The 20,921-nt window shown below is 63.4% G+C and carries 22 protein-coding genes; 11 read left to right on the top strand and 11 right to left on the bottom strand.

Annotated features, from left to right (window positions below; all coding sequences use genetic code 11):
- The first annotated feature begins 9 nt into the window (after positions 1-9).
- Both ACYQML_RS21715 and ACYQML_RS21710 read left to right on the top strand, forming a co-directional pair.
- Positions 10-1,488, top strand: coding sequence for a glycosyltransferase family 61 protein (locus ACYQML_RS21715; protein ID WP_461234005.1), 1,479 nt, complete (start codon positions 10-12; stop codon positions 1,486-1,488).
- Positions 1,489-1,994: 506 nt separating this feature from the next.
- Positions 1,995-3,317 (top strand): glycosyltransferase, encoded by a 1,323-nt coding sequence (locus ACYQML_RS21710; RefSeq protein WP_461234004.1) that lies wholly within the window; start codon positions 1,995-1,997, stop codon positions 3,315-3,317.
- A 155-nt stretch (positions 3,318-3,472) separates the two neighbouring features.
- Here the strand turns inward: ACYQML_RS21710 and ACYQML_RS21705 are convergent, their stop codons facing one another.
- The 7 genes from ACYQML_RS21705 to ACYQML_RS21675 form a co-directional block, all read right to left on the bottom strand.
- Entirely contained in the window at positions 3,473-3,622 is a 150-nt protein-coding gene (locus ACYQML_RS21705; RefSeq protein WP_461234003.1) for a hypothetical protein, read from the bottom strand.
- Positions 3,623-3,881: 259 nt separating this feature from the next.
- The gene (locus ACYQML_RS21700) at positions 3,882-4,202 is read right to left on the bottom strand and encodes a hypothetical protein (RefSeq protein ID WP_461234002.1); all 321 of its coding nucleotides are present in this window, start codon (positions 4,200-4,202) and stop codon (positions 3,882-3,884) included.
- A 230-nt stretch (positions 4,203-4,432) separates the two neighbouring features.
- Positions 4,433-4,705 carry a hypothetical protein gene (locus tag ACYQML_RS21695; RefSeq protein ID WP_461234001.1) on the bottom strand — a complete coding sequence of 91 codons (273 nt, stop codon included), beginning with the start codon at positions 4,703-4,705 and terminating at the stop codon, positions 4,433-4,435.
- Positions 4,706-4,783: 78 nt separating this feature from the next.
- Positions 4,784-5,128 carry a hypothetical protein gene (locus tag ACYQML_RS21690; protein ID WP_461234000.1) on the bottom strand — a complete coding sequence of 115 codons (345 nt, stop codon included), beginning with the start codon at positions 5,126-5,128 and terminating at the stop codon, positions 4,784-4,786.
- Between the two features lie 3 nt (positions 5,129-5,131).
- The gene (locus ACYQML_RS21685; protein ID WP_461233999.1) at positions 5,132-5,467 is read right to left on the bottom strand and encodes a hypothetical protein; all 336 of its coding nucleotides are present in this window, start codon (positions 5,465-5,467) and stop codon (positions 5,132-5,134) included.
- Positions 5,468-5,501: 34 nt separating this feature from the next.
- Positions 5,502-6,104: a hypothetical protein gene (locus tag ACYQML_RS21680; RefSeq protein ID WP_461233998.1), complete on the bottom strand. Its 603-nt coding sequence runs from the start codon at positions 6,102-6,104 to the stop codon at positions 5,502-5,504.
- 524 nt (positions 6,105-6,628) lie between these two features.
- Positions 6,629-6,754 (bottom strand): hypothetical protein, encoded by a 126-nt coding sequence (locus tag ACYQML_RS21675; protein WP_280136576.1) that lies wholly within the window; start codon positions 6,752-6,754, stop codon positions 6,629-6,631.
- 381 nt (positions 6,755-7,135) lie between these two features.
- Here ACYQML_RS21675 and ACYQML_RS21670 point away from each other — a divergent pair, with 381 nt between their 5' ends.
- Entirely contained in the window at positions 7,136-7,411 is a 276-nt protein-coding gene (locus ACYQML_RS21670; protein WP_082470521.1) for a hypothetical protein, read from the top strand.
- 117 nt (positions 7,412-7,528) lie between these two features.
- On the opposite strand, the gene ACYQML_RS21665 is transcribed toward ACYQML_RS21670, so the two are convergent.
- Positions 7,529-7,825, bottom strand: coding sequence for a GCG_CRPN prefix-to-repeats domain-containing protein (locus ACYQML_RS21665; protein ID WP_311274015.1), 297 nt, complete (start codon positions 7,823-7,825; stop codon positions 7,529-7,531).
- A 283-nt stretch (positions 7,826-8,108) separates the two neighbouring features.
- Between ACYQML_RS21665 and ACYQML_RS21660 the strand changes: the two genes are divergently transcribed.
- The 8 genes from ACYQML_RS21660 to ACYQML_RS21625 all read left to right on the top strand — a co-directional run bounded on the left by ACYQML_RS21660 (position 8,109) and on the right by ACYQML_RS21625 (position 18,056).
- The gene (locus ACYQML_RS21660; protein ID WP_311274014.1) at positions 8,109-8,708 is read left to right on the top strand and encodes a cysteine hydrolase family protein; all 600 of its coding nucleotides are present in this window, start codon (positions 8,109-8,111) and stop codon (positions 8,706-8,708) included.
- An 80-nt stretch (positions 8,709-8,788) separates the two neighbouring features.
- Positions 8,789-10,549: a ubiquinone-dependent pyruvate dehydrogenase gene (poxB, locus tag ACYQML_RS21655; RefSeq protein ID WP_311274013.1), complete on the top strand. Its 1,761-nt coding sequence runs from the start codon at positions 8,789-8,791 to the stop codon at positions 10,547-10,549.
- A gap of 194 nt (positions 10,550-10,743) precedes the next feature.
- A complete protein-coding gene (locus ACYQML_RS21650) occupies positions 10,744-11,604 on the top strand; it encodes a transglutaminase-like domain-containing protein (protein WP_056433694.1) in 861 nt (286 codons plus the stop codon).
- Positions 11,605-11,846: 242 nt separating this feature from the next.
- Positions 11,847-12,590: a hypothetical protein gene (locus ACYQML_RS21645; protein ID WP_461233997.1), complete on the top strand. Its 744-nt coding sequence runs from the start codon at positions 11,847-11,849 to the stop codon at positions 12,588-12,590.
- Positions 12,591-12,643: 53 nt separating this feature from the next.
- Positions 12,644-14,044 carry an ethanolamine ammonia-lyase subunit EutB gene (locus ACYQML_RS21640; protein ID WP_461233996.1) on the top strand — a complete coding sequence of 467 codons (1,401 nt, stop codon included), beginning with the start codon at positions 12,644-12,646 and terminating at the stop codon, positions 14,042-14,044.
- Complete coding sequence (gene eutC / locus ACYQML_RS21635; RefSeq protein ID WP_461233995.1) at positions 14,041-14,850, top strand: ethanolamine ammonia-lyase subunit EutC; 810 nt, start codon at positions 14,041-14,043, stop codon at positions 14,848-14,850. Before ACYQML_RS21640 ends, eutC begins: the two co-directional genes overlap by 4 nt.
- 589 nt (positions 14,851-15,439) lie before the next feature.
- Positions 15,440-17,170, top strand: coding sequence for a dihydroxy-acid dehydratase (gene ilvD, locus ACYQML_RS21630; RefSeq protein ID WP_056433680.1), 1,731 nt, complete (start codon positions 15,440-15,442; stop codon positions 17,168-17,170).
- A complete protein-coding gene (locus tag ACYQML_RS21625; protein WP_056433677.1) occupies positions 17,157-18,056 on the top strand; it encodes a tetratricopeptide repeat protein in 900 nt (299 codons plus the stop codon). The genes ilvD and ACYQML_RS21625 overlap by 14 nt, the downstream gene beginning before the upstream one ends.
- Positions 18,057-18,197: 141 nt before the next feature.
- Here the strand turns inward: ACYQML_RS21625 and ACYQML_RS21620 are convergent, their stop codons facing one another.
- From ACYQML_RS21620 to ACYQML_RS21610, 3 genes are all read right to left on the bottom strand, one after another.
- The gene (locus tag ACYQML_RS21620; protein WP_461233994.1) at positions 18,198-18,821 is read right to left on the bottom strand and encodes a glutathione S-transferase family protein; all 624 of its coding nucleotides are present in this window, start codon (positions 18,819-18,821) and stop codon (positions 18,198-18,200) included.
- Between the two features lie 67 nt (positions 18,822-18,888).
- Positions 18,889-19,545, bottom strand: a complete 657-nt coding sequence (locus tag ACYQML_RS21615; protein ID WP_311274009.1) for a class I SAM-dependent methyltransferase — start codon at positions 19,543-19,545, stop codon at positions 18,889-18,891.
- Positions 19,542-20,789, bottom strand: coding sequence for a BtaA family protein (locus ACYQML_RS21610; RefSeq protein ID WP_311274008.1), 1,248 nt, complete (start codon positions 20,787-20,789; stop codon positions 19,542-19,544). The genes ACYQML_RS21615 and ACYQML_RS21610 overlap by 4 nt, the downstream gene beginning before the upstream one ends.
- Between the last annotated feature and the right edge of the window lie 132 nt (positions 20,790-20,921).

Genomic DNA, 20,921 nt, shown 5'->3' with positions numbered 1-20,921 from the left:
GGGCGACCGATGAGCGATCTTGAACATCCTGAAAGATCGTCGGCTCAGATCCGGAAAATCATTGGCCTTTGCCGCGACGACACACAGAGCGACCGCTGGCAACCGGTCATCGACCGAACGTCAGATCTCGATATCTGCGTCGCACATCCGAAGCTGCTTCTTTTGCGACTTCAGGCGGCCGTTCGGCTGGAGCGGACCGATCTGTGCGAAGAGATCGCGTCCCGCATTATCGATAGCAAGCTCCCCAATGTGATTAAGTTTGCGGCTGTCAGGATCCTCGGTATTGGGCATTTCCCCGATACGGCAGCGAGGATCCTCGCATTGGACGGAGCGATTCGGAAAGACAACCTCTTCCTGCGGCTTGCTGCCCTCTATTCGAAGGGTGTTGAAGACAGGGACCTCAAGAGAGGCGTGCGATCCGCGATGAGGGTCGCGAGCCGTGGGGGGTCTGTCATCAAACCACTCGCCTCCGAGTACGGTTTCGATCCGCCATCGGTGCGAGACACGTGGGGAACGGTCCGTATTTCTCCGTCACCCGGATCTGCACTTCATCACCCAGCAGGTCTGCGCAGGGAGATTTCCTCCTTCAAACGGGCAACCGAAAGGGCGATCCCGTCGACCATCCTCGAGTATAGAGACGTATTTACCAGCCCGAGGGGACAGATTTGGAATCAGAAAGGACAAATCATCTATTCTCGGAGCGATTCTGTCGATGTAACAGATCGTAAAACAGTGAAAACCCTCCCACTGGCGTTCGCTGCAAATCGGATGAGCCGCGGACTCTATCACTGGTTAATCGATCATCTTCCACGCTTCGCTTGGATTGTCCCGAGCGGGATCCTATCAAACAAGCAGTTTAGTATACTACTCAATGGTCATCGTCCCTTCGAGTCCGAAACGCTCGATTTGTTAGGACTACGGCACGTCGCTGTTGGCTTAACCGAGACGGTCTTCGTCGAGCGACTTCTCGTCCCCCCACCAGTCCTTCCCTTGGACGCGGGAGACCTGCACCTGCCGGCCGTGTTCGAACCGTTGGGCGAACGAGCGGATGCGATAGCGCGAGAGCAAGGGGCGCATTTGCCGGAGCGCGTATATATCACTCGCCGCGATGCAACCCGGCGTCCACTCGTCAATGAGTCGGAAATCGAGAGGGAAGTAGCCGCGCACGATTTCACGGTTCTTGAATTTTCTGCGCTGCCACTTTGGCATCAGATCGCGATTGCAAGGAACGCCCGTATTATCATGGGACCGCACGGGGCGGGTCTGTCGCACATCGTTTTCGCGAAGCCAGGAACGAAGGTCATCGAGTTGATGCCGATCCGCGACGGGACCTACAAGCAGCGCTTCAACTTCGTTAGGCTGTCCCTCCTCAGGGGCCACAACCACGTGGTCTGGCTCGAAAACCAGCCGACGGGGCTCGACCGTTGGTCGATCGCGGTCCCGCAGTTCCGTAAGTTCCTTCTCAGGGCTTTGCGCGGGCCGGAATAAGACCGATCCGCGCTGCCAGTTCTGGGATGCCACATGTGGAGACATGAGCGAAAACACTGACCCAGGAGTAGACTGTAATTCGCTTTCATGTGGAGGGCACGCCGTTCTGATGTGTCCTAAGCCCCGTCTGCCTCGACCAGCACGTTCATGAAAAAATTGATGAAATTGATGTTGGAGACCATGCCCCGCTTATTTCGGTCCGCGCGCACGAGGGCCAGAAGAAGAGCCCCAACCTCGTTCGCTTCATCAGTCGCGAGTGACTCGCCTGGAGGCAGCGCGGTGGCCGAGCGAAAGTCGGAGGGGGGGATAGATGCAAAAAATTCGCCCCACGGATATGGGGGTTTGAAATCCTCCGCCGCCGCGTCCCAAACGAAGGTTGCTTATCTGCCGGAACGGAAGTGTGGCCTTCACGCCAGCGGTACGCAAGAATCGGCGCTGACCGCGAGGCGGGCGAAGGCCATGCCGCCGGACGATATGACGAACATAAGGTCAGAAGGAACAGATAGATGTTGCTGGATCGCTACTGGCTAGCCCTCCTATCGTATTTAGACGGGGATCTTTCTCTTCTTTTTGCGACGGCCGGTCCCGACAGCCTCAAAGAGCATCGACCAGAGCTAATTGGCTTCTCCGAGCTAGACGATATTCAGTCAATTCGACAAATCGTCTGCCATAAAGGCATGATCGAACAGGTGCCGATTAAGCTGCTTGCCGCCAATCTCGGCCGCGCTCAGCTTGCCTTTGCAAACGAAGTTTTCGTGGTATTTCAGTTAAACGATAGCGGGACTGATCACGTCAGATCGTTCGAAATTGATCTCGCTAATTACCTATCTAAATTAGATTTCAATCCTGGATCACCTTTGTCTCGACGCTCCGGCATTGATAGGCCGCTTTTACGGCGACCGGCCGTACCCGCGACCCGTACGAGCTCTCCGCACGTCGTCGCAGCACTGCAGTCACCGACTCTTTTAAATAACTGGGCTTCCGCAACCGGATGGACGTTGAAGGCAGCTAAGCTGGGCGATCATGAAGGGCTAACGGAGGCAAATCTTCTCCAAGTTCCGATTTGGGACGGCAAGGACGACGCTGTTGCAGCTGTCCTAGTGACGACCCCTTTGCAACTCGAAGAAGCTAGGAAGCGTTTCTCCCACGCAGCTCACATTTGGATAATTCACAATGGCCGTTTCGGACTAATTCCTCCGAGACTGATTGATCAGGTCGACGGAATCATAACCTTATCGCGAAAAGTATTAGCTTTACAGAGAACCCATCACCCAGCTCTGATGCATAAGCCATCGTGGGTAATTGCTCCCTCCTACGAGGCCAACAAAAGGTATCAATGGATGCCTAACCGTGCATGGACCATGAAGTCTCGGCCAAGTACGCGAGATCGATATGACTTGGCGCTAACCGATCAAATCATTGAGCTAGCAAAACAAAGATCAGTTAACATCGTAATGTACGGCCAGGATACGGTCGGCGGCTTCCTAGATCATGATGCCAAGAACCAGCTGCAGCAGCTTTGCTCCTGTTATGTCAGCCCATTGCCTCCTTGGGCCGGATTCGGCCTTGCGCAGCACGAGGCTTTATCTGCCGGTGTTCCCGTCGCAGGCTTAATATGGGGTGACTTAGCAGAGGATCTAACAATGCCTTATCCGGCCTTGAGTAATACGCTCGACGAATTATCAGAGACAATATATCGCTTGTGTAATGATAACGCGTTCGCAAATGAGGTTTCAGATGCTGGATTAGATTATATTGCAAGTTGCCGAGGAAAGCTACAAATGGAGCGATCAGTCACGCGTTTTATCGATGAGGTCACCAAGCTTTAATTTCACTTAAGAAATTGGATTTAGCTGAGCTTTATGTCTCATGGAGATCAGTCTATCGGCGCACTCGCCGTTTCCAGCTAGCCTTCGAACAGCGGCCCAAAGCGCATTACCGCCATCGTAGAAGTGGCCGACGTCCATCACCATCTCTGGTTCGCTCATTTGGCCTTTTCCCTCTCCATCTTCTCGGCCAGGGCCTTCAGCGCCTCAGCATACACCCCAACCTGATCCTTTGGGATGTAGGCGCCCCTCTCCGTCATCGTGGCGAGGCGGGCGGCTGTGGCGCGGAGGTCGGTGGGGGTGTCCATGAGGCTAGGGTAGCGGGGAGGCGGCCGGGGGCAAGGGCGAGGGATCAAGCCAAATCCAGTTGATCAAAACCACGCTGGTAGCGTCTGGAATATCGGTCTGGACGTCTTTCAGAACCCGCTTTTGGAGGTCCTCGACCTGATCACGGCGAAACCAAATGTCCATTGGCTGTCCATCCGGACAGGTGATGTCCAAGATCGTAGACCCCATCCCGCCCCGTGTACTGGCAAACCAGTTATAGGCACGTAGATTTTTCTCTTCTCACCCATGGTCAGTCTCCGTCTTTCGCGAGCCCGAGGCCTGCGCCGGGGAGGGGGAGGCCAAAACAGCGCGCTCGATGTCTGCCTCGCTGTCCCAGGATTTCGCGATCCCGACCCGAGGCTTCTCCGGTGATCGGTAGCTTCGCGTTTCACCGATCAGGATGAACCCGAAGAACCAATTGTGCCCGAGGCTGATGCCGTACTGCCGAACCGCCTCGTGCGTGACGTAGCAGTGCTCGGGCGGCTTGGAGTTGCTGGTCAAGACGCCCGTCCATGAACGGACCTCGGTGGAGTTCTTCGGCGTGCCCCAGTGGATCTTCACGGCTCCGTCCCTCCCTCAATTGCGGAGGCGGGGAGGGCGAGGGACGGCTTCATTTCGCGCGCTAGGGCCGCAAGGTCCGTTTCTGGATCAAGCCCGGACGCGATGAGATCATCCCATGTGACGCCTGCCGCATGAGCAATCTCGGCAGCGAGGGACGGCATTCCGCGTCTGCCGGACAGCACGGATAGGGCGAGGCCAAAGCCAAAATGGAAATCTCGGTCAGCCATGGCTCAGCGTCCTCCCTGAGCGGCGGGGAGGGGGGAGAAGTCCTCAGGCTCAAAGCCGTCTGTAATCTGACCCCCATCGTGAATGATCGTGATGTCGAAGGTCTTGTGCTCGGTGAACGGGTTCCACTTGACTGCGACGGCCACGACGACGGCTTCCGTCCTCGCCCAGTCGGAGATCCATTCCTTCTCGCTATCGGAATTGATCGTCACTCGGTCGCCAATACTGAAACGGTTGGCACGCTCGATGTCGTCGGCGGTTAAGGTGCGCTCAGCCATCTTCACATCCCCCCAATGTTGGCGGGAAGGCTCAGGCCCAAGCCTGTGGCGAGGAGGAGAGAGAGGGGGCGATGCATCTCAAAGCCCTCCGGTGGGGGGCGTGGGCTTCTTCCGGCTCGGCTTCTTCACCTTGTAGCCGTGGCGCTCCAGGCACTCACTCATCTGGGCGAGCGCATGCCAATCAAGATCGTTCGCATCCTGGGCGCGGACGCCAGAGTTGCGCGCGACGATCACCACCTGCGAATTGTCAGCGTGCGCCTGGGAAATGACCGCGCCGGCGCCGAAGTTTAGGCGGTGGTCATATCCGCGGTTCAGCAAGCCGTGGGCTTGCATGGCCTCAGCGATGCGCTTGCCGTAGCGCCCGTCCTTCTCAAGCTCATGCGTGAAGTCGTTGTAGAGGACGGCGACTGTGTTGAAGCCCATGGCTCAACGTGCTCCGGTGAGGGTGGAGGGGAGGGAGCCTTGAGCCGGCGCTAGGCCGAGAGCGCCGACCAGGATGTCCATCTCGCGCTGACTGAAGCCGCCGACGGATGACGCTTCCTCGCGGTCGTGGCCGGTGAGCATATGCAGGATGGCCTGATCCCACAGGTCGAGGATAGCGGCCGGCTCGCGCGCGTAGAGTTCGAGCGCCATGGCGTAGCGCCGTTCCGGCGATCGTAGGACGAACATGAGCACCCGCAGCCACCCGCGAGGCAGCATGAGACCGTGCTGCCAGCAGGCGACGAGTCCGACCAGTTTCTTCGAGGCTGGCAAGGCTCGCATGTCGTCCGCAAGCCGTTCGAGATCTGAGCGCCGATCAGCGCGGTACGCCGGCATGTGAGCGCCCTCCCGCGAGAGCGCAGGCGGAGAGGTAGCCAACGGGCCGCCTCCTCGCGTCGGCCGTGCCGACAAGACCGTCCGTCATGGCGAAACGATAGGAGTTGAGGTCGCGGCGGGCCGTAGGGCCAGCCACGAAATCCACCGCGATCGGGCGACGGCGCGACAGTTCAGATCGACCGATGGTGCCGAGACGCTGATAGGGGATCAGCGTGAACCGCTGAGCTGTGGAATGGATGAAGCTGGCAAGCTTCGTGACTCTGGTGTCGCCGCATTCGACAGCCCAGCCGTGCTGCTCGCTGTAGGCATCGGCGCGGCCCGCGAAGCAGGACACTTCGGTGCGTGCGTCACGAGCCACTTGGCTTTTCATCCAGAGGACGGCGGCTTCCTTCAGCGACAGGTGACGGCCACTCTCGCCGGGCGCGTCGCGGAGCCCCTTACGCTCCATCGCATGGAGGTGCTTCAGCGGCATCCGTGAGAAACGCAGGCGCACCGAGCCCGCAATGACCGGAACGGCGAGGGCGAGAGCGTCGCCGATATCCGACCGGCTACGAAAGCCTGGACCGCTCTGAAAAAGGCCCAACAGTTTATAGGCGACGTAGACGATAGCCCGGCCGTCGATCTCAGGCGCCCGATCCGACCTAAGTCGGTTGGACGGTTCGTCGAAATCTCTTGCAATCCCGTGGAGTGATCTGGGGTCCAACAATCCAGTAAGCGATTGATCCATCTCGATTTTGGCGCCCCAACCGGGGTCGCCATCTCTCCGCCATCACGCGAGGGCCAGAGTAAGCTCCGCCAGATCGGGCCTTGAACGCCATTCCGTGAAACATGTCGTACGGTGCAGCCAGTCTCGTGTGACGGTGACCGCGACGCTGGCATTCTGTTGCATTGGTCAGGACTGAATGACCGCGTTAGGGGTGAGCGAGCAATAAAGTTTGCCGCGCTGCGTGGCTGTGGGCTGAAGAGCATCAGCGATCCAGCACGACAGGTCGCCACAAACAGTCGGGGCAGGAGTTCGGATCACATCCGCGAGACCCTCGGAAGATCACGGTAGACAGTGACGCCAGGGCAGCAACGATCGGGATCCTGGTCGTCTCATCCTTGAGGCTAAGACCGCCCGAACAGCGCGATCAGGGCGTGGATCACGCTCGCCCCGCCCACTGGTGCAACGAAGAGCAGCACCACATTCAGTCCGACGATCCAGACGACCGCCCGCTCTTGTGCCTTGGTCATCGGGGGCTTGCGTGAAGGCGGCTCCCAAGCCGGTTCTCGCGGCGGCTTCCAACCCTCGTCCACGAACATCGGCGACCTCATCGCCGACTCAAATCGCATCACCGCATGGCCGGCACAGCGATAGTAGAGCGGAGTAAAGAGATGAGGCAATCGCCTACGTTGCGAGATGGAAGGCGTCAGGGTCGGTCTGAACTCCGCCAGTCGACAAGCTAAGCAGACCTCGAAGGACTCTCGGCACAGACATCGATCCAGATCGTCTCACCCGATGCCCTCGACGACAGGCTCGGCCTGCCGGATCGTCATTGCCGCCTGTGCCGGAACGTCACAGCTGAATTTTGCGTTTCCTTCGGCGTGCACCGCGCCAGACTCAGGGAGAAACGCATGAAAGCTTTGACGCTTGCCCTCGCCGGGGCATTGCTCCTCGGATCGCCCGCCCTCGCTGCGGAAGGTGGCTCCGGAACCACGAAGTCCGGCACGATGAACAACACCGGGCCGAACGATGCGGGAGCCGGTTCATCGCCGGGAGCCGCCGGGAGCGGCCCCTCCACGGGAGACAAGAGCCGCTCAGGCACGTCGAACAGCACGGGCGCCAATGATGCCGGTTCGGGGTCGTCTCCGGGAGCATCGGGCAAAGGTACCAGCGCGCCGACCCGCTGACGTCACTGAGGGCGGATCAGGCCTGGGTCTCATGCGATCCAGGCCTATCGTCGCCCGCCTCGCTACCATCGAACGAGGGGGTGCTTCCGGGTCGGCCGGGAGCACCCTTCGTCATTCTCAGAAGCCGAACCGCACGTAGGGGCGGGGTGCGTAAGCGTAGGGCCGAGGAGCATAGGCGTAAGGACGGTAATAGGGCCGGTAATACGGGCGATATCCGTAACCATAGCCATAAACCGGCACGGGGCGGGGCGCGTAGTAGCCGAACGCGCGGGATGTGGCCTTGCACCCGAACGCGGAGGGGTAATAGCCGTAACCGCACCCGCCGGCAGCCTCGGCTGTGGTAGTTGTGGCGGCAGACATCGTCAGGCCACCAATGACGGCGGCAAGGAGGCCATAAGTCTTGACATGCTTCATGACACAAACTCCGGATCGCGTCCCCTCGGGATTAAAGCTTCACCGCGGGGCGTGCTGCATCAAGACACCCGATCGCTGAACAAATTCTGACATTTTCGCCGCCTGCACCTCCCTACCGTACGAGGGACCTTGCGCGCGCGATTTCGTGATTGAGAAAGGGTGACCGGGGAGCTTTCGCGAGGGCGTACCGTTCCTGCTAGCCAAGGACGGGATTGACGCGGTCCCCGAATGAGGTCTCCTCACCCCAAACCCCGCCGTTGCGATTGCAGACCGGAAGCCAGCCATGACAGACCTCAAGACCCTGCGCGACGTCTCCGGCCTGAGCCCGGTGCCGGCCCGGCTTCGATCCTCCGCCCTGGTGATGATCGATCTGCAGAACACCTATCGCGAAGGCATCATGCGCCTGGAAGAGGTGGAGCCCGCCATCCGCGCGGCAGGCGAACTCCTCGATCGCGCCCGGGAGGCCGGCATCCCGATCTTTCACATCCAGCACGATGCCGGGCCCGGCTCGCCCTACGATATCTCCGCCCCGATCGGCAGGATCAGTGACGAGGTCTCGCCACGAGACGGCGAGAGGGTCATCGTCAAGAACTATCCTAATTCCTTCGTCGGTACGGATCTGCAGAAGCACCTCGAAGCGACGGGTATGAAATCGGTTCTGCTCGCCGGTTTCATGACGCATATGTGCATCAACTCCACGGCGCGCGGCGCTTTCAACCTGGGATTCAGCCCGACGGTCGTGGCTTCCACCACCGCGACCCGCGCCTTGCCCGGCCCCGACGGTCAGGTGGTGCCCGCGAATTCGCTTCAGGCCGCGAGCCTCGCGACCCTCGGGGATCTCTTCGCCGTGATCGCGCCTCGGGTCAGCGATATCGCGGAATGACACGCGTGAGTGACACTCAATGGACCTCGGGAACGTGTGCGGCGCAGCATCGTTCGGGTTCTGAAGCAGGAGCGCGAACCATGAAGATCGATACCGTCGCGGATCTCGTCGTCGAAACCCTCCAGCAGGTGGGGGTACGACGGATCTACGGTGTCGTCGGCGACAGCCTCAACGCCATGACCGAGTCGATCCGGGCGAGGGGCGTCATCGACTGGGTGCATATGCGCCACGAAGAGGTCGGCGCCTTCGCGGCCGGCGCGGAAAGTCAGATCACCGGGGAGTTGGCGGTCTGTGCGGGCTCCTGCGGGCCAGGCCATGTCCATCTCATCAACGGCCTGTTCGATTGCCATCGAACCCGGACTCCCGTCCTGGCCATCGCCGCACATATCCCCTCGGCAGAGATCGGATCCGGCTACTTCCAGGAGACAGACCCGAAGGCCTTGTTCGCCCAGTGCAGCCACTATTGCGAGCTCGTCTCCGATCCGTCCCAGCTCCCGTTCGTCCTGGAGAATGCCATCCGTGCCGCGGTGGGCGAGCGTGGTGTCGCCGTGGTGATCATTCCCGGCGACGTCGCGTTGAAGGATGCGCCGGCCCGCGCCATTGCCCCCAATGCCGGCCTCCTGCCGGCGAAGCCGACGATCCGTCCCGCCGAAGCCGAGCTCAACGCACTGGCCGATCTCCTCGACGGCTCGTCAAAGATCACACTGCTCTGCGGCCGGGGATGCGCCGGCGCCCATGCCGAATTGCTGCAGCTCGCCGAAGCTCTCAAGAGCCCCATCGTCCATGCCCTCGGTGGCAAGGAATTCGTGGAATACGACAATCCCTACGATGTCGGAATGACCGGCCTCATCGGGTTCTCGTCCGGCTATGCGGCGATGCGCGACTGCGACACGCTGCTGATGCTGGGCACCGACTTTCCCTACAAGCAATTCTATCCCGCGAATGCCAAGGTGGCGCAGGTCGATCTACGGTCGAACCAGCTCGGCCGGCGGACGAAGCTCGATCTCGGTCTCGTCGGCGACGTACGGGATACGATCACGGCGCTCCTGCCGAAGCTCGGCGTCAAGTCCGACCGCACCTGGCTCGATGCCAGCCTGAAACACTACGCCAAGGCGCGCGAGGACCTCGACGATCTCGCCACCGGCGCGCCGACCAAGGGCTGGTTCGGCCTGAAATCGGCCAAAGCCCCGATCCATCCGCAATATCTGACCAAGCTCGTAAGCGAAGCGGCGGCGGATGACACGATCTTCACGGCCGATGTCGGTACGCCGACGATCTGGGCGGCGCGCTATCTGAAGATGAATGGCAAGCGCCGGCTTCTCGGATCGTGGGTGCATGGCTCCATGGCCAACGCCATGGCGCAGGGCATCGGCGCACAGGCGGCCTCTCCTGGCCGGCAGGTCGTTTCCTTGTCGGGCGATGGCGGTTTCTCGATGCTGATGGGCGATCTCCTGACACTGCGGCAGGAGAAGCTGCCGCTGAAGATCGTGATCTACAACAACGGCTCCCTCGGCTTCGTCGAAATGGAGATGAAGGCCGCAGGCTATCTCGAAACCGGCGTCGCGCTCGAGAACCCCGATTTCGCCGCGATGGCCCGGGCGGTGGGTCTCCATGCGGTGCGGGTAGAAGATCCGGCCGAACTGGAGGGCGCGATTCAGGACGTGCTCGCCCATGACGGGCCGGCCGTACTCGACGTGGTGGTCAACCGCCAGGAACTCTCGATCCCACCGAAGATCGACGGACAGCAGGTCAAGGGCTTCAGCCTTTACGTGCTGCGTGCGGTGATGAGCGGCCGCGGGGATTCGGTTCTCGATCTCGCCAAGACGAACATCATCCGGTAGCTGAAGCACTGCTTCGAAGGTATCCAGACCGAGCCGTGATGCGGCCTCCAGGCTGAACGGTGGCCGCATCCTCGGACAAAAGATTGGTTTTGCAGCGGGGCCGGGAAGCGCAAGCCGGCCTTAGCAACAGGATCCTTGCAGCTGCGGCGGGCGTAATCCTTGCACGGTCTTCCGAAACGGAGGAAGGAGCTTCCATGCGCTACATGCTCGGCTGCAGTCTGTCTTATAACATACTGTCGGACACGACGTTTATCTTCAATATCGAGGTCGCTCGACTGAAGAGCCTTGAGATTCTCAGTGAGACGCTGATTCTCAAGCCCGACCTGAAGCGGGAAATCTACATCTCGCCCGATCTGCAGAACCGCTATCTCGGGGTGAACGTCCCCGCCGGCCAGTTCTCGCTGGAATACAACGCCGAGGTCGAGCTCACCGTCCATCGGGCCGATCCGGCCACGATCAACGAAACGCCGATCTCGCAGCTTCCCCTCGACATCCTGCCGTTCCTGCTGCCCAGCCGCTTCGTCTCGTCCGACCGGCTGACGCCCTTCGCGCAGGCGGAGTTCGGGGCGATGCCCAAGGGGCACCAGCGTGTCAACGCGATCTGCAACTGGATTCACGATCATCTCACCTACCAGCCCGGCACCAGCGACGGCGAGACGACCGCCGACGAGAGCCTGCTCAAGCGCGCCGGCGTGTGCCGCGATTTCGCGCATATCGGGACGGCCTTCTGCCGGGCATTGGGCATCCCCGCCCGTTTTGTGAGCTGCTACGCCCACGGGCTCGTGCCGAGCGATTTCCACGCTGTGTTCGAGGCCTATCTCGACGGCCGCTGGTGGCTGTTCGACGCCACGCGCCAAGCCGATCTTGACGGTCTCGTCCGCATCGGCGTCGGCCGGGATGCGGCCGAGATCGCCTTCTCGACGCCCTACGGCAACATGCAGCCGGTCAACCAGCAAATCCGTATCGCGCGCTCCGACGGCCTCGGCAGCCCGCCCCAGCGCACGGTCGACGCGATCTCGACGGAATTGCCCGCGCCGCATGCGGGAGCGGCCTGAACGAAAGGATCACAGGATGACGGTATCCTGTGATCCGGGTCCGACCGATGCTGGCGCGGTTTCGTACCCGTCGTCCACGGTGATGGGGTAGGCCCGAACCGACCCGCCGGTTCTCGGATTGCACATCCTCCATGACTGATCTCAAAATGAAGGGGATCACCTTCGCTTTTTCAATCCAAAGCTGGTCTGGCCAGCTATAGCTCGCCTCTTGCGATGCAGACGGCATCACGGAACGAGGCACGATGGCAGCTCCTCTACAGGTGCGCGGCTCCGCATCCGCGGCCTACCGCGCAGCGTTCCGGGCATTCGGATCACTCTGGCGCGAGACGGCTTTTGTAACCTTTGTCCTGATCGTCCAGTTGCTCCTCTCGAATCGCATGGGCGGCTCGGGGAACGCGACCGGGTCGCTGTCGAACGTTCTGCTCGACATCGGCGTCACCATCCTGATCGTTTCCTACACGATGGCGATCTATCGCCATGCCTTGGGCCTGCGGTCGCAGAGCATGTGGGCCCTGCTCGGAGAGGCGATACGGCGCAAGGATCTCCTCGCCTATCACCTCGGCTGGTATCTGCTCGGCATCCCGTGGGCATGGGGCGTAGCCTATCTCCAGTCGGCACTCGGACTTCTGATCCTTCCCGCGATCGTTATCGTCAGCATCTGGGTCACGTGCCGCCTCTTCGCCGTGGGCCCGCCCCTCGCGATTGAAGGTCTGGAGGTCACGGCCAGGGACGCGTTTCGCGCGACGGTCGGTCAGGTCTGGACCATCTTCTACATCGGATTCCGCGCGGCGATCCCGCTTGTGGCGGTCGCACTCATCCTGGGCGCTCTAATCATCTCAACGAACGGGCGGACGGACCCACCCGTGATCCTCAGTGGAACCCTGGTCCTGCTATTCGGCGTGATCGGCGTCGTCCTTCGCGCCGTCCTCGAGGCGCAGATCTTTCGGGAGCTCGGTCTTTTCAGCTCAAGGCGAGAGGTGGAATAACGATTCTGCCGGGTGGCTCGATTTTCGCGACGACGATGCAGGAGCGTTAAACAATGACCTATCGCCACATCGTCGGCCCCAAAACCCATATCTTCGCCGATCTCGCGGCCCTGATGGCGAAAGCGACGCCGCTGCGCTCGGGCGACCGGCTCGCCGGCATCGCGGCGGAATCGGCGGAGGAGGGGATGGCCGCCCGCTGGTGCCTGTCCGAGGTGCCGCTGTCGGAGATCCTGGCCAAACCCCTCATTCCCTACGAGGAGGACGACGTCACTCGCCTCATCCTTGATACGCACGATGCGGTGGCCTTCAGGGAGATCGCCCATCTCACCGTCGGCGATTTCCGCGAGTTCCTGATCAAGGCGTCCTCCGAGACGCTGACCCGGATCTCGCCCGGCATCACGCCGGAGATCGCCGCCGCCGTCTCGAAGATCATGCGTCATCAGGACCTGATCCTGGTGGCGCGCAAATGCCGGGTGGTGACGAAGTTCCGCAACACAATCGGATTGCCCGGCCGGCTCTCCGTCCGTCTTCAGCCCAATCACCCCACCGACGATGCCGCCGGCATCACCGCCGCCATCGTCGACGGGCTGTCCTATGGCTGCGGCGATGCGGTGATCGGCCTCAATCCGGCCTCCGATTCCGTCTCCACCCTGAGCGGCTTGCTCCACCTCTTCGACGACCTGATCCAGCGCCTCGCGATCCCCACGCAGGGCTGCATCCTCACCCATGTCACCACCACGCTGGAGGCGATGAACCGGGGCCTGCCGGTGGATCTCGTGTTCCAGTCGATCGCGGGCACGCAGAAGGCCAATGCCAGTTTCGGCGTTACGCTTCCCATCCTGAAGGAGGCGCACGATGCGGCGCTTGCCCTGAAACGCGGCACGGTGGGTGACAACTGCATGTATTTCGAGACTGGGCAGGGCTCGGCGCTCTCGGCCAATGCCCATCACGGCATTGATCAGCAGACCCTAGAGGCACGGGCCTACGCCGTCGCGCGTCCGTTCCGGCCGCTCCTCGTCAACACGGTGGTCGGCTTCATCGGGCCGGAATATCTCTATGACGGCCGGGAGATCATCCGGGCCGGACTGGAGGACCATTTCTGCGGCAAGCTCATGGGCCTGCCGCTCGGCTGCGACGTTTGCTACACCAACCATGCCGAAGCCGACCAGAACGACATGGACACGCTCCTGACCTTGCTGGGAGCGGCCGGCTGCACCTTCGTCATGGGCATTCCCGGTGCTGACGACGTGATGCTCAACTACCAATCCACCTCGTTCCACGATTCACTCTACGTGCGCGAGGTGCTCGGCCTGAAACGCGCGCCGGAATTCGAGGCTTGGCTCGAACAGATCGGCCTGACCGATGCGGAGGGCGCACTCCTGCCCGAGGGACCGAGCGCCCGCCTCATCGCGGCGGCTCCCGGCCTGTCCGCCCAGAAGGGGATTGCCGCATGAGCGCCGAGGACACCTCCGAGGATCCCTGGGCCAGATTGAGCCGCCTGACGCCGGCGCGGATCGGCCTCGGGCGCGCCGGCACCGGCATGCCCACCATCGAGGTGCTGCGCTTCGGCCTCGCCCATGCCCAGGCGCGGGATGCCGTCCACACGCCAATGGATGCCGCCGAGGTCGCCTCCGGGATCGAGGCACTCGGCTATCCCACCCTGACCCTCGCCTCGGCGGCGCCGGATCGCGCCACCTATCTGCGTCGCCCCGACCTCGGCCGTACGCTCGGCGAGGAGAGTGCGAAGACCCTCGCTGAGCGGCCCACCGAGCCAGCGGACCTCGCCATCGTCGTGGCGGACGGCCTGTCAGCCAGGGCAGTGCACGAGGGTGCGGCCGGCTTCCTCGCCGCCTTCAAGCCGCATATCGACAAGGCCGGGTGGACGCTGGCTCCCATCGTGGTGGCGACGCAGGGGCGCGTCGCCCTCGGCGACGGGATCGGCGCGGCGCTGAAGGCTCGCGCCGTCGCCGTCCTCATCGGCGAGCGGCCGGGCCTGTCCTCGCCCGACAGTCTCGGGATCTATCTGACTCTGGCCCCTCGCGTCGGCCGTTCGGATGCCGAGCGCAACTGCATCTCGAACGTCCGCCCCGCCGGGCTCTCCCATGAGCTCGCGGCGTTCAAACTCGACTGGCTTCTGCGCGAGGCGTTCGTGCGCGGAATCACCGGCGTGAACCTCAAGGATGGCAGCGGGCCGGAACTGGAGCCGCCGCCGAGTCAGCAGGCGATCGGGGACGGAAGCGACACCGCATCCGTCGCCTGACGGAGCATTGTTCGAGGTCGACGGTAGTCGAGCCGAGAAGTGTGAAGCCCTGTAATTGGAATGGGCACGTCTCAGTCGTACGCGCTTTCAGTCGACCGAGTGGAAACACCTCTCGCTGAAGCGCGATTCTGAGCACATCTCGTGGGCGCGGCCGATGGCGATTGGCTTATACATGCCGGGGTGAGGCAAAGAGCAGTTGTCCTCCCTCTCTTACTTCGCGCATGGCCGAACCTCGACGCTGCGCCGGCTGCGATAGCTATTCGCTCGGGTCGAACGGATCAGCGTGCTCTCACCGGACATTGCTGCCTGCACCCGGTCCCGGGAAGAAGCGTGGCTGTGGCGGGGTCGCAACACCGCGAAAGCATCCCGACTTCGCCTTGGGAGACGCCCTCATTCGCCGCGATCCCGCCATAAACCGGGACCACCTCAACATCCGCGGTAAACGACAGTTTCCCCAACGCTTTACCGCTGAATTCCGAGACTGCGCTTCACGGTGTCGAACGACGCTTCGCCGGCGTCGCCTGTCATCGCGTTGAGAAACGACAGCCGGGCTTCACCTGTAGCGGCTGAGACGGGGCCGAGAGAGACGATGGACGTGCGTACCACAGACAAGTCGAAGCTTCCGAGCCGTCACGTCACGGAAGGTCCCGAGCGGGCTCCGCACCGGTCGTATCTCTACGCGATGGGTCTCACCAAGGAACAGATTCACCAGCCGCTGGTCGGCGTAGCCTCATGCTGGAACGAAGCGGCGCCTTGCAACATCTCGCTGATGCGCCAGGCGCAGGCCGTGAAGAAGGGCGTCTCCGCCGCCAACGGCACGCCGCGCGAATTCTGCACCATCACGGTCACCGACGGCATCGCCATGGGCCATGCCGGCATGCGCGCCTCGCTGCCTTCGCGCGAGGTCATCGCCGACTCGGTCGAGCTGACCATGCGCGGCCATGCCTACGACGCCCTCGTGGGCCTTGCCGGCTGCGACAAGTCCCTGCCGGGCATGATGATGGCCATGGTGCGCCTCAACGTGCCGTCGATCTTCATCTATGGCGGCTCGATCCTGCCGGGCTCGTTCCGCGGCAAGCCCGTCACGGTACAGGACCTGTTCGAGGCGGTGGGCAAGCACGCCGTCGGCGACATGAGCCTTGACGATCTCGACGAGCTGGAGCAGGTCGCCTGTCCCTCGGCCGGGGCTTGCGGCGCGCAGTTCACCGCCAACACCATGGCAACGGTCTCCGAGGCCATCGGCCTCGCGCTGCCGTATTCGGCCGGCGCCCCGGCCCCTTACGAAATCCGCGACAGATTCTGCATGACCGCGGGCGAGAAGGTGATGGAGCTCATCGCCAAGAACATCCGCCCGCGCGACATCGTCACCCGCAAGAGCCTGGAGAACGCTGCCGCCGCGGTCGCGGCTTCCGGCGGCTCCACCAACGCGGCCCTGCACCTGCCGGCGATCGCGCATGAATGCGGCATCAAGTTCGACCTGTTCGACGTCGCCGAAATCTTCAAGCGCACGCCCTACATCGCCGACCTGAAGCCGGGCGGACGCTACGTCGCGAAGGACATGTTCGAGGTCGGCGGCATCCCGCTGCTGATCAAGACGCTCCTCGACCACGGCTTCATCCACGGCGACTGCATGACCGTGACCGGCCGCACGATCGCCGAGAACATGGAAAAGGTCGCCTGGAACCCGGATCAGGACGTGGTCCGGCCCGCCAATGCGCCCATCACCGTCACCGGCGGTGTCGTCGGCCTGCGCGGCAACCTCGCACCGCAGGGCGCCATCGTGAAGGTGGCCGGCATGTCGGAAGACAAGCAGGTCTTCACCGGCCCGGCTCGCGTGTTCGACGGCGAAGAGGCCTGTTTCGAGGCGGTCCAGAAGCGCACCTACAAGGAGGGCGAGGTTCTCGTCATCCGCTACGAAGGCCCGAAGGGCGGCCCCGGCATGCGCGAGATGCTCTCGACCACCGCCGCGCTCTACGGCCAGGGCATGGGCGACAAGGTCGCCCTCATCACCGACGGCCGCTTCTCCGGCGCGACGCGCGGTTTCTGCGTCGGCCATGTCGGCCCGGAAGCCGCCGTGGGCGGGCCGATCGGCCTGATCCGCGATGGCGACATGATCACCCTCGACGCGATCAAGGGCACGCTCGACGTGGCCGTGACCGACGAGGAATTCGCCAAGCGGCGGGCGGAATGGACGCCGCGGACCAACACCGCGACCTCCGGCTATCTCTGGAAATACATGCAGACCGTCGGTCCCGCAGTGGACGGCGCCGTCACCCATCCCGGGGGCGCCGAGGAGATTCAAACCTATGCGGATGTCTAGGACTGACCTTCGCCGGCCCGTGCGGCCGGCAGGGGCCGATCCCGGTCGCGCCGCACGTCGGGTGAGGCGGATGGGAGCGGCCCTCGCGCTGCTCCTCGCCGGCGCCACCTCGGCGCTGGCGCTGGATCCCGCCGCGCGTACGCCCGTGCCTGCCACGGGCGGTTACCGCACGGCGCGCGAAGCCCTGCGCTCGGGCGTCCGTGACTACAATGCGGGCGACAAGGAAGGGGCCGCCCGCGCCCTCGAATACGCCGCCGGCCAGGGCCACGCCCTTGCCTTGTGGAAGCTCGGCCGGATGTATGCCGAGGGCGACGGCGTGCCCCATGACGACCTGAAGGCTTTCGAGTTCTTCTCGCGCATCGCCGACGACAACACCGATGACGGGCCGGACACCCAGAATTCGGGCGTGGTCGCCAGCGCCTTCACGGCGCTCGGCACGTATTTCCTCGACGGGATCAAGGGCACCTACGTGCGCCCGAACCCGGAGCGGGCCTACGACATGTTCAACTACGCAGCGTCGTATTTCGGCGACCCGAACGCCCAGTACAATCTCGCACGCCTCTACCTCGAGGGGACCGGCGTGGATGCCGACCCGCGTCAGGCCGCGCGCTGGTTCAATCTCGCGGCCGAGAAGGGCCATGCTCCGGCCCAGGCCCTGCTGGGCAACCTTCTGATGAACGGGCAGGGCGTTCCGGCACAGCGGGCCCGTGGCTTGATGTGGCTGTCGCTGGCGCGGGAATCGGCGCAGGGGCGCAAGGACGACTGGATCGTCACCCTGTCCGACAAGGCATGGGCCACCGCCTCGGAAGAAGAGAAGGCCCAGGCTCAGGCCCAGGCCCTCCAGGCTCAGTCGCAGGTCACCGGATCGTCACGGCGCCGTCGCTAGAGCTACACCCGACCACGTTGGGCCGGGGCACATCTCTAGGCCTTTGTTTTACCGCGCTCTTTTTCGCCGAACCGGCATCCAATTCGGCGGAGAGCGCTCTAGGCGATCCGGGAAGGGAGCGATAGCCGGCTCCCGGCAGGCTCATTTCGTCCGCGCCGCGATCGCCGTGACGAAGGACGGACGCGACAGCGTCGCGTCGATATAGGCCGCGAGCTTCGGCCAGCGGCCGGCATCGACCGGCTCCTTGGCAAGCCGAAGGTTGTGAAACGTCGTCGCCACCGAGATGTCGGCGATGCTGAACGCGTCACCTACAAGGTACGGGCCGTCGATCTGGCTCTCCAGGTAATCGTAGAGTTTCGGGAACTCGTCCGTCACCGCCTTCACCGCCACGGCCTCGTCGCCGGGCTTACCCATCAGGACAGGCTTCACGACACGCTCGGCGAAGGGCTTGATCAGTACCGCGAACAACTCGGTATCGCCGAACTTGTCGAACCAGACGGCGCGCGCCCGCTCCTTCGGCGCATGCGGCCACAGGACAGGACTCGGATACTTGGCCTCGATATAGGCCGAGATCGCCGACGAATCGGCCAGCCGAAAGCCGTCATCCTCGAAAGCCGGAATCTTACCGAGAGGGCTGCAGGCCTGGAACGCCTCGTCCGGCGCGTGGAAGAACACCGGAACGTGCTCGAAAGTAATGTTCTTCTCGGCGAGGGTGACGAGAATCTTGCGGACGAAAGGCGAATAGCTCGTGCCGTAGAGAATCATGCGAAGGGAAGGCCTGTTGGATCGGGGAGGGTGAGGCGGGCCGCGATGGCCCGTGCCTCGGATGACCTCAGATAGGGCCCGGATCCCGTTCGATCACCCCATGCACGGCATAGCCGCCGAAACGCTGCGCCACGCGTGCCCGCCGTCGGGAAAGGCGCGCCACATCGGCGAGGGCGTCGGCGAGTCCCTGTCGCGGGGTGACGTGGAACCCCGCGAGCCATCGGTTGAGCAGCCATCTCGCCGGCCGCGGCAGACCGCCCTGATCCCCGAAATCGACGATGTGCAGGGAGCCGTCCGGAGCGAGGTGACCGGCCGCCTCGGCGAGGACGGCGCGCCAGGGCGGGATCATCGACACGGCGTAGGAGATCACGATCCGGTCGAAGACCGCCTCCCCGAACAGGGCGGCGGGGTCGAAGGCCGTGGCATCGCCCCGGGCGAGGCGGATGCGGTGGGCGAGGCCCGCGCGGGCGGTGGCGCGCCCCGCTGTCGCGAGCATCTCGGCCGAGACATCCAGGCCGAAGCATCGGGCATCCGGGTAGGTTCGCGCGATGCGCACGAGGTTGCGCCCGGTGCCGCACCCGATCTCCAGCACGCTCCCCCCGGCGGGAAGCCGGAGATCCGCGACCATGCCGTCTCGGCCGAGGAGGTAGAACTTCCGGCTCGCATCGTAGATGTGCCGCTGGTAGCGGTACATCCGGTCCATCAGCCGCGCCGCCTCGCTCATGAAGAGGCCAGACGGTAGAGGTGGAACGCCCCGTAGATCGACGACCGGTCCTGCTCGCCGAGGCGACGGCTCTCCTCCTCGGCATAGTCCCAGGCGCCCAGGATGGAATCCGGGACCCGGCCGGGCAGCCGACGCTCGTCCGCCGCCGTCCGGAAGATCACGCGGGCGCCGGGCCGTGCCGCGCGGGTGATCTGGGTCCACAGGTCGGTGAGGTCGGCATCCGTCATCCAGTCCTGCGCGTCGAGAAGGATGACGGCATCGACGCTGGCGGCCGGGCTCTCCCGCAGGAATTCGGTCATCGATTGCTGGCGGAAGCTGAGGCGGCCAGCGCGCTCGCGTAGAGCCGCGTGGTTCACGGCCTGGAGATAGGGCGGCAGCGATGCGTCGGGCGCGGTGTCGTAGGCGCGGCCGAAGGCTTGCCAGGCGAAATAGTTGGATCGGATCGGGAAGCCGCAGGCGAGCCGCTCCAGGCGATGGCGCAAGACGGCCGCCATTCCACCGGGGCCGTCGCCCGCCAGAGCCACGTATTGCGCGGGCGGGATGCCGAGGCCGTAAAGCGAGGCCGGCTGGCGGATGAGCCAGCGGATGAAGGCCTTCTCGAAGAGCGGGGCCAGTTCCTTCTCGAAGATCGTCCGCTGTTCGGCGAGGTCCCGCGCCTTCAGAACGGCACTGAGATCGCAGCCGTAGCGGCGGGCCAGCCAATGGCCCGCGCCGATGAAACGCCCGAGCAGGCCGTAGCGGTAGAAGCCTCGCTCGAAGGCCGAGATACGACGCCCGCCATCGAGGCGCCGCGTCTCCCAATAGGCCCGGGACGTGGCATCGAGATGCGGCCGGATGATCTCGTCATAGGCGGCCACGTTCTCGGGCCGGGCGGGGCGGCCGAAGAAGCCGAAGAACGCGGCATGGTCGGGCAGGTGCCGGAGGGCGGCGAGTTTCAGCCTCCCCAGGGCCACATGCGCGCCGTTGAGGTCGACGGCGCTGATCCGTGCCGGGTTGGCCGTGAGGTAGGAGAGCGCGTTGCAGCCTCCCGAGGCGATGGTGACGACGTGGTCCTCCGGCCGCAGCCGAAGCGCCGCCATGTCCACCACCGGGTCTTCCCAGATCTGTGGGTAGACCAACCCGCTGAAGGCCGCCGTGAACAGGCGTTCCGACACTCCCGCCTTCGAGAAGGCCCTGTTGCGATGGACGGCCTGAGTGAGACCCAGATTCGTCTCGCGGCGGATGGCCCGTGCTGCGCGCGTCATGAACGGTCTCACGTCGCTGGTTGGCGTGATCGATTCCAGGGCCGTTACGGCATGTGCATGACCGCCCGGTGACGGAGGATCGTCTCCGAACGGATCCGATGAGAGATCATTCCTTCACCCGGGGCGGTCGCG

The organism is Methylobacterium sp. CM6244 (assembly GCF_054817885.1).
This window is presented reverse-complemented; position numbering and strand designations above follow the sequence as displayed.

Coding starts and splice junctions, on each gene's coding strand:
- ACYQML_RS21715 (WP_461234005.1), top strand. CDS start 10: ATGAGCGATCTTGAACATCCTGAAAGATCGTCGGCTCAGATCCGGAAA.
- ACYQML_RS21710 (WP_461234004.1), top strand. CDS start 1,995: ATGTTGCTGGATCGCTACTGGCTAGCCCTCCTATCGTATTTAGACGGG.
- ACYQML_RS21705 (WP_461234003.1), bottom strand. CDS start 3,622: ATGGACACCCCCACCGACCTCCGCGCCACAGCCGCCCGCCTCGCCACG.
- ACYQML_RS21695 (WP_461234001.1), bottom strand. CDS start 4,705: ATGGCTGAGCGCACCTTAACCGCCGACGACATCGAGCGTGCCAACCGT.
- ACYQML_RS21690 (WP_461234000.1), bottom strand. CDS start 5,128: ATGGGCTTCAACACAGTCGCCGTCCTCTACAACGACTTCACGCATGAG.
- ACYQML_RS21685 (WP_461233999.1), bottom strand. CDS start 5,467: ATGCGAGCCTTGCCAGCCTCGAAGAAACTGGTCGGACTCGTCGCCTGC.
- ACYQML_RS21675 (WP_280136576.1), bottom strand. CDS start 6,754: ATGACCAAGGCACAAGAGCGGGCGGTCGTCTGGATCGTCGGACTGAAT.
- ACYQML_RS21670 (WP_082470521.1), top strand. CDS start 7,136: ATGAAAGCTTTGACGCTTGCCCTCGCCGGGGCATTGCTCCTCGGATCG.
- ACYQML_RS21665 (WP_311274015.1), bottom strand. CDS start 7,825: ATGAAGCATGTCAAGACTTATGGCCTCCTTGCCGCCGTCATTGGTGGC.
- ACYQML_RS21660 (WP_311274014.1), top strand. CDS start 8,109: ATGACAGACCTCAAGACCCTGCGCGACGTCTCCGGCCTGAGCCCGGTG.
- poxB (WP_311274013.1), top strand. CDS start 8,789: ATGAAGATCGATACCGTCGCGGATCTCGTCGTCGAAACCCTCCAGCAG.
- ACYQML_RS21650 (WP_056433694.1), top strand. CDS start 10,744: ATGCGCTACATGCTCGGCTGCAGTCTGTCTTATAACATACTGTCGGAC.
- ACYQML_RS21645 (WP_461233997.1), top strand. CDS start 11,847: ATGGCAGCTCCTCTACAGGTGCGCGGCTCCGCATCCGCGGCCTACCGC.
- ACYQML_RS21640 (WP_461233996.1), top strand. CDS start 12,644: ATGACCTATCGCCACATCGTCGGCCCCAAAACCCATATCTTCGCCGAT.
- eutC (WP_461233995.1), top strand. CDS start 14,041: ATGAGCGCCGAGGACACCTCCGAGGATCCCTGGGCCAGATTGAGCCGC.
- ilvD (WP_056433680.1), top strand. CDS start 15,440: ATGGACGTGCGTACCACAGACAAGTCGAAGCTTCCGAGCCGTCACGTC.
- ACYQML_RS21625 (WP_056433677.1), top strand. CDS start 17,157: ATGCGGATGTCTAGGACTGACCTTCGCCGGCCCGTGCGGCCGGCAGGG.
- ACYQML_RS21620 (WP_461233994.1), bottom strand. CDS start 18,821: ATGATTCTCTACGGCACGAGCTATTCGCCTTTCGTCCGCAAGATTCTC.
- ACYQML_RS21615 (WP_311274009.1), bottom strand. CDS start 19,545: ATGAGCGAGGCGGCGCGGCTGATGGACCGGATGTACCGCTACCAGCGG.
- ACYQML_RS21610 (WP_311274008.1), bottom strand. CDS start 20,789: ATGACGCGCGCAGCACGGGCCATCCGCCGCGAGACGAATCTGGGTCTC.